The organism is Acidithiobacillus sp. HP-11, assembly GCF_015100075.1.
Lineage (GTDB): Bacteria > Pseudomonadota > Gammaproteobacteria > Acidithiobacillales > Acidithiobacillaceae > Acidithiobacillus > Acidithiobacillus thiooxidans.
The window spans coordinates 111906-118437 of sequence record NZ_JACKYY010000003.1 but is presented as its reverse complement, the minus strand read 5'-3'; the positions used below and the strand labels follow the sequence as shown (position 1 = coordinate 118437).

At 54.1% G+C, this 6532-nt stretch carries 6 protein-coding genes and 1 pseudogene; 5 read left to right on the top strand and 2 right to left on the bottom strand.

From position 1 onward, the window contains the following. Positions 1-28: 28 nt before the first annotated feature. The 3 genes and pseudogenes from H7F08_RS02015 to H7F08_RS02005 form a co-directional block, all read left to right on the top strand. Positions 29-229: pseudogene (locus tag H7F08_RS02015) on the top strand (transposase); the annotation flags it as partial. A gap of 113 nt (positions 230-342) precedes the next feature. After that, positions 343-1467, top strand: a complete 1125-nt coding sequence (locus H7F08_RS02010) for a PilT/PilU family type 4a pilus ATPase (RefSeq protein WP_024893379.1) — start codon at positions 343-345, stop codon at positions 1465-1467. 11 nt (positions 1468-1478) lie between these two features. Continuing rightward, complete coding sequence (locus tag H7F08_RS02005; protein ID WP_193639730.1) at positions 1479-2669, top strand: glycosyltransferase; 1191 nt, start codon at positions 1479-1481, stop codon at positions 2667-2669. 26 nt (positions 2670-2695) lie between these two features. On the opposite strand, the gene H7F08_RS02000 is transcribed toward H7F08_RS02005, so the two are convergent. Both H7F08_RS02000 and trmB read right to left on the bottom strand, forming a co-directional pair. After that, the gene (locus tag H7F08_RS02000; RefSeq protein WP_193639729.1) at positions 2696-3823 is read right to left on the bottom strand and encodes an NAD(P)/FAD-dependent oxidoreductase; all 1128 of its coding nucleotides are present in this window, start codon (positions 3821-3823) and stop codon (positions 2696-2698) included. Positions 3824-4143: 320 nt separating this feature from the next. Next, entirely contained in the window at positions 4144-4836 is a 693-nt protein-coding gene (gene trmB, locus H7F08_RS01995; RefSeq protein WP_193639728.1) for a tRNA (guanosine(46)-N7)-methyltransferase TrmB, read from the bottom strand. 41 nt (positions 4837-4877) lie between these two features. Here trmB and purE point away from each other — a divergent pair, with 41 nt between their 5' ends. Further along, the gene (gene purE, locus H7F08_RS01990) at positions 4878-5375 is read left to right on the top strand and encodes a 5-(carboxyamino)imidazole ribonucleotide mutase (protein ID WP_031569989.1); all 498 of its coding nucleotides are present in this window, start codon (positions 4878-4880) and stop codon (positions 5373-5375) included. Continuing rightward, complete coding sequence (locus H7F08_RS01985; protein WP_193639727.1) at positions 5372-6505, top strand: 5-(carboxyamino)imidazole ribonucleotide synthase; 1134 nt, start codon at positions 5372-5374, stop codon at positions 6503-6505. Before purE ends, H7F08_RS01985 begins: the two co-directional genes overlap by 4 nt. Positions 6506-6532 lie beyond the last annotated feature (27 nt).

The window sequence follows — 6532 nt, the reverse complement described above, 5'->3', positions numbered from 1 at the left end:
GTGGGCTCGGAGATGTGTATAAGAGACAGAAGTCGCCTATACCATGCAGAACCACTGGGACGGCATTCTACGTTGGTTCGAGAGCCATCTGAGTAACGGCACTCTGGAAGGTTTCAACAGTCTGCTCCAGTCCGCCAAATCCAGGGCACGGGGCTATCGCACCCACAAGAATTTTATTAACATGGCTTACCTCGTACTGGGTAAGCTGGATCTCAAGCTACCCACTTAAAACAGCGAGGAACCTGGCAGATTTGGTGCGTGCCCATAAAATTACTCGCGAAGAGGCAATGCGCCGGGTGCAGAACAAAGACAGTTTTATGAATGTGGCCTGAGGAATATTGAATGTCTGTACTGGATGATCTGCTGGCATTGATGGTCGAAAAAAACGGTTCTGATTTGTATCTGACTGTGGGTTCTCCGCCGGTCATGAAAATTGATGGACGCGCCGTAAATCTGGGTACAGATATGTTGAAACCCGGGCAAGTGCTCAGTCTCGCCAAGGAAATTCTGGGGATGGAGCGTCTGCAGGAATTTCAGCACGAAAAAGAAATCAACATGGCTATTTCAGCTACAGGCATCGGGCGTTTTCGGGTCAATGGATTTTATCAGCGTGGTGAACTGAGTTTTGTGTTGCGTGCCATTAAAACCCAAATCCCGACCCTGGAGCAGCTCAAATTGCCACCCATTCTGAAGGATCTCGCCATGACTTCGCGAGGTCTGGTGCTGTTTGTGGGCGCGACCGGTTCGGGTAAAAGTACCTCATTGGCTTCCATGATTCAGTATCGTAATCAGAATGCTGCCGGTCATATCCTGACCATCGAAGATCCTATTGAATTTATTCATAAGAATCAGAAATCGATTGTCAATCAGCGGGAAGTCGGCATAGATACGCTTAGTTATGAAAGAGCACTGGAAAATGCCCTGCGTGAGGCGCCTGATGTGATTTTGATTGGTGAGGTGCGTAATAGGGATACAATGGATCACGCCATGGCCTACGCAGAAACCGGGCACTTATGCATGTCTACCCTGCATGCCAATAATGCCAACCAGGCCATTGAACGCATCATCAACTTTTTCCCCGAAGATCGGAAAAAGCAGTTGCTGATGGATTTATCCCTGAATCTGAAAGCCGTTGTTTCCCAGCGACTTCTGCCCATCAAGGGGCAGGCGGGACGTATTGCCGCCATTGAGGTGTTGATTAATACGCCGGCGATTGCTGATCTTATCTACAAAGGCGAAGTCGGAATGCTCAAGGAAGCCATGGGTCGCACCAATGATGTGGGCATGCAAACCTTTGATCGGAGTCTGCTGAATTTATACGCTCAGGGTTTGGTGGAATATGAAGATGCGCTCCGTGCCGCCGATTCTCAAAATGATTTACGTTTGGCTATCAAGCAGGATTGCTTGCGTCGCGGTTTGGATGACCCAGGGGTTAAGCATTCTTCCGAGGATAAGTGGCAAATATAGCGGGAAGCCCTGTGTTTTGGTTTCTGGATGCACTAGCAGCCTTGGTTCTCCTGGCCTGGCTGGTGCTGTTTTTTGCCCGGGGATTTTTCTGGCGCGCTGATCAGCGCTTGCCGGCGCTCTCCGCAGAATTCCTGAAAGCCGCTGAAACCACTACCGCCGGTCTTCCGGCGGTGACGGCCATTGTCCCGGCACGTAACGAGGCCGAAGGCATCGGACCCTGTGTAACAGCTTTGCTGCGCCAGAATTATCCGGGAGAGCTGCGGGTCATCGTAGTGGATGATCAAAGTGAGGACGGAACTGCACAGCGTGCGAAAATAGCCGCTGAAAAGGCAGGGGCTTCAGATCGTCTGCAGGTTCTCAGTGGAACAACGCTACCCGAAGCGTGGGCGGGCAAAGTCTGGGCCATGCACCAGGGTGCGCTGGCTGCTGAGGATGTGTCACTGCTGTGGTTTACCGATGCGGACATTGTCCATGGTCCTGATGTGCTCACCCGCTTGGTGGCCCTGCAGCAGCGTGCAAACCGCGCATTGGTGTCGCTGATGGTGATGTTGTCCTGTCACAGTTTCTGGGAGCGCCTGCTGATCCCGCCCTTCATTTTCTTTTTTCAGATGCTTTATCCTTTTCCCTGGGTGAATGATCCGCGCCGCAAGCTGGCTGGAGCCGCAGGCGGGTGCATGTTGTTGCGGCGGGATTTACTGATGCAGGCAGGGGGCTTTGCTGCCATGCGCGGGGCCTTGATTGATGACTGTACGCTGGCTGCCTTGTTGAAAACTCAGGGCCCGATTTGGTTAGGGTTGGGTACCGAAAGTTACAGCCTGCGTGACTATCGTTTTCTCGGCGAAATATGGCGGATGGTGACACGTTCGGCCTACGTGCAGCTGGAGTTCAGTCCATGGCGGCTGTTGACGGCGACAGTGGCCATGCTTTTTCTTTATGCCGTACCACTGATTTTGTTGATTGCCGGATGCTGGGAGCAGCAATGGCTAGGGCTGATCCTGTCGGCATTGACCCTGGCCCTGATGTTCAGGGCTTATTTACCCAGCGTCCGCCTCTATGCACAGAACAGCCTCTGGGTTTTGACCTTGCCCCTTGCAGCCATGCTTTACATGCTCATGACGCTGGATTCTGCACGCCGTCACTATCTGGGCAAAGGGGGCGCCTGGAAAGGGCGCCACTACGACCAGTCTGGAGAAAAAAGCTGATGAATGGCTCAGGAAAAGCCGGGTTCTTATCGATAATGCAGCAGATAACGCCATTCAAAAGCCATTTTTGCGGCATGCCAGAGGGGATTGGGGAGAACGCTGGCGTGGTCCTTATTGCGAAACACCATGATGCCGCTGTCCAGCGCATCCACAATGCACACCAGCTCAGCCCGGAAAGGCTTGTCAGAAGCCTTGTTCTGGAGACTTAAAACCGCATTGTGCACGGCGGCTTCGGCCTGCAGGTCGGCGGTATGGCCCTGCTTGGGCAGCCAGTCCGGACTGTTGGCGTAGGATCCCGCATCGCCCACCACAAAAACCCCCGGATGTCCGGGAACCTGACAGTACTCATCCGCCTGGATAAATCCACCGGTCGAAAGCGGTAAACCGGATTGTTGTGCCCAATCAGGCCCCGTCATGCCGGGCATGAAGAGAATCAGATTTGCCGCGATTTCGCCACCTTCCGTCATGACTTTATCTGCAGAAAATCCAGTGATTTTATGACCGAGATGCGTCTTGATCTGGCGTTTTTCCATTTCGGCCAGCAATCCGGTAACTGCTTTGGCACCCAGGCGGTTACCGGGTTCGGTCATGGGATTAAAAAATACCAGATCAATCTGTTCACGCCTACCGGTTTTGCGCAGATAGCTATCAATGCCAAACAGGAGCTCAAAAACCGGCCCGCCGCGCACAGCGGTGGGCTCCTGGGGATTACCGGCAAAGCCAAAGGCGATAGTGCCCTTGTCCAGGGCCGCCAGTCGGTCACGAATTTGTTCGGCGACTTCAATACCGTCACAAATAGCCAGGCTATGTTCGATGCCCGGCAATTTGCGCAGACCCCGGCCACCGCTGGCAATCATCAAAATATCGTTGACTATTTCACCCTGATCAGTAACCACCGTCCGACCTGCGTCGCGCAATTCCGTCACCCGCCCGGCATGGAAATGCACATTTTTGCGCTGAAAAAACCGGTCCAGGGGGATGCGGAGCTGCTCACCCTGACGGAGACCGGTGGGAATCCAGATCAAACTGGGGTAATAAATGAACTCTGCCTTGGGGGCGATGAGGGTGATTTCGGCATCGGGTAACTGCCGGCGAATTTGCCGCACGGCGGTCAAACCCCCAAATCCTGCTCCTATAATGCTGACTTTGTGCATGTTATCGGTCCTCGTTCATGGGTTTCCATATAAAAGCATCCATTTCGATGCATGAGTATATCGCAAAACCTTTTCCGGGATATTGCACCATAACGGAAGGCAGCATACCGAAAAGTCTTATCCTAAAAACGGCATCTGCCGTGGGTGCTTTGCAGCGACTTTTGTTTTGAGCCGTTGTTGTTCTTGGCGAAATCCTGCGCCCGTCAGGAGAGCTGTTTGAGCCCGCAGGGCGAGTTCTCTCCTGACAGCAGGATGAGCCCTAGAACAACAGGCGAGGAACAACGGAGCAAAAAGCACCCACGGCAGATGCCGTTTATGGATCAACTTGTGCGTCGATACACCAGATCATAAACACTGTGTCCGAGTTTTTCGCCACGACGTTCAAAACGGGTCGGAATACGATTGGCGGGTCGCTCCGAAAAGCTATTTCCAGAATCCGTATTTATCAGGCCCTGGGTCTGATTGAGGACGGTCAGCATTTGTTCTGCATAATCAGCCCAGTCCGTTGCCAGTTGTAATTCTCCACCCGTTTTGAGCAGGCGCTGCAAAGTGTTTGCGAACTCAGCCTGAATCAGACGGCGTTTTTGTTGCCGGGTTTTCGGCCAGGGATCGGGAAACTGAATGATGATGCGCGCAAATAAAGCATCTGGCAGGGTTTTCATCCAGGCCGCGACATCATCATGAACAAGACGGATATTATCAATGCCCGCATTTTCCATCTGCAACAAGAGAGAACCGACCCCTGGAGTATGTACTTCTGCACCAATAAAACCCTGTTCGGAATGTGCGGCGGCAAGGGCGGCAAGATGTTCTCCGTTGCCAAAACCAATTTCCAGGGTGATGGCCCGTTGCCCATTCCAGGGATCCTGCCAGGGTTCCCGGGTTGGGATTTGCAGGACAGGGAGGGCATCCCGAATCACCCGACGTTGTGCGGCGGTAATACGTCCCTGGCGTAATACAAAACTGCGAATCGGGCGTTGCCCGGTATTGAGCGCTTCTTCCATGACAGGCATTATAACCCGTTTAATGTGCAGGCCTAGAGAGGAGAGCAGGCATGGAACATCCCCTGGTCGGGGTGGTAATGGGCAGCAACAGTGACTGGGAAGTCATGGTCGCTGCGACAGAACAACTGCAGGCATTGAATATTCCCCATGAAAAGCGGGTGGTTTCGGCGCATCGAACCCCGGACCTGCTTTTTGATTATGCCGCGACGGCCGCATCCCGGGGGCTGCGCTGCATTATTGCCGGAGCGGGCGGCGCTGCCCACCTGCCGGGGATGCTCGCCGCCAAAACCCTCTTGCCGGTATTGGGTGTGCCGGTGCCTTCCCGACACCTTAACGGCATGGATTCACTCCTGTCCATTGTACAGATGCCCAAGGGCATTCCGGTAGCCACTTTTGCCATCGGCACTGCGGGTGCCGCCAATGCCGGTCTTTTCGCCGCAGCCTTGTTGGCGGCAAGTGATCCGATGCTTGCCCGGCGCCTGCAGGATTTTCGTCACCAACAGGAAGCAGCCGTATTAGCCATGACTTTGCCGGATTCTGAGCCATGATTTTACCCGGTGCCACCCTCGGAATTCTGGGAGGTGGGCAGTTGGGTCAAATGTTTACGCTGGCGGCCCGGCGCATGGGTTATGGTGTATGGGTTCTCGATCCTGATCCGGATTGTCCGGCGGCGGCCGTGGCAGACCGTCATCTTTGTGCACGCTATGATGATTTTTCTGCCTTGGAACTTTTGGCGGATCACTGTGCAGCGGTGACCGCCGAGTTTGAAAATGTCCCTGCCTCGGCCATGATTTATCTGGAAGCGCGAATACCTGTGCGCCCCGGCTCCACGGCGTTGGCCATTGCCCAGGACCGGGCCCGGGAAAAGACCTTTTTTCAGGACCTCGGTCTGGAGGTCGCACCCTTTGCATTGCTCAGACAAGAGGATGATGTGGAGCTTGTGCCACGAAAGCTGAGTTTTCCTGCCATCCTGAAAACTACCCGCTTTGGGTATGATGGCAAGGGGCAACAGAATGTGACCACGGCCAGCGAACTTCCAGCCGCATGGGCCAGCCTGAATACCCCGGAAGCCATTCTGGAGTCACGGATTAAACTGGTGCAGGAGTTTTCCGTAGTGCTGGCGCGTTCAGTGGAGGGGATGATGGTGTTTTATCCCCTGGCAGAAAATCGTCATCACCATGCTGTGCTTGATCTCAGTATTGTGCCCGCCCGAATTCCAGAGGCACTACAAAATCAGGCGCGACAAAGCGCGGCGTGCATTGCTGAGGCGCTGAACTATGTCGGTGTGCTTGCCGTTGAATTTTTTGTGGAGGAAGAGGGCCGTCTGTTGGTCAATGAAATGGCCCCGCGCCCCCACAATAGTGGTCATTATACCATTGATGCCTGTGTCAGCAGTCAGTTTGATCAGCAGGTACGTGCGCTTTGCGGGTTATCCCTGGCAGATACCCGTCTGCTCAGCCCCGTAGTCATGATGAATCTGCTGGGCGATTTGTGGGAAGAAGGCGGACCGGATTGGCAGAAGCTGTTCCAGCATCCGCAAATCAAGGTTCATTTGTACGGCAAGAAGGAAGCCCGCCCCGGTCGCAAAATGGGCCATATAAATGCCTTGAGTTCTGATGTCGAGCGGGCTTTGGCGGTGTTGGAGACGCTGCGCCAGGACTGGAACTGGCCGCGTTAACTGCCTGCCCGCTGAAAAAACGGCAAC

Excerpts from the sequence above, each read along its gene's own strand:
- H7F08_RS02010 (WP_024893379.1), top strand. The coding sequence starts at position 343 with ATGTCTGTACTGGATGATCTGCTGGCATTGATGGTCGAAAAAAACGGT.
- H7F08_RS02000 (WP_193639729.1), bottom strand. The coding sequence starts at position 3,823 with ATGCACAAAGTCAGCATTATAGGAGCAGGATTTGGGGGTTTGACCGCC.
- trmB (WP_193639728.1), bottom strand. The coding sequence starts at position 4,836 with ATGCCTGTCATGGAAGAAGCGCTCAATACCGGGCAACGCCCGATTCGC.
- purE (WP_031569989.1), top strand. The coding sequence starts at position 4,878 with ATGGAACATCCCCTGGTCGGGGTGGTAATGGGCAGCAACAGTGACTGG.
- H7F08_RS01985 (WP_193639727.1), top strand. The coding sequence starts at position 5,372 with ATGATTTTACCCGGTGCCACCCTCGGAATTCTGGGAGGTGGGCAGTTG.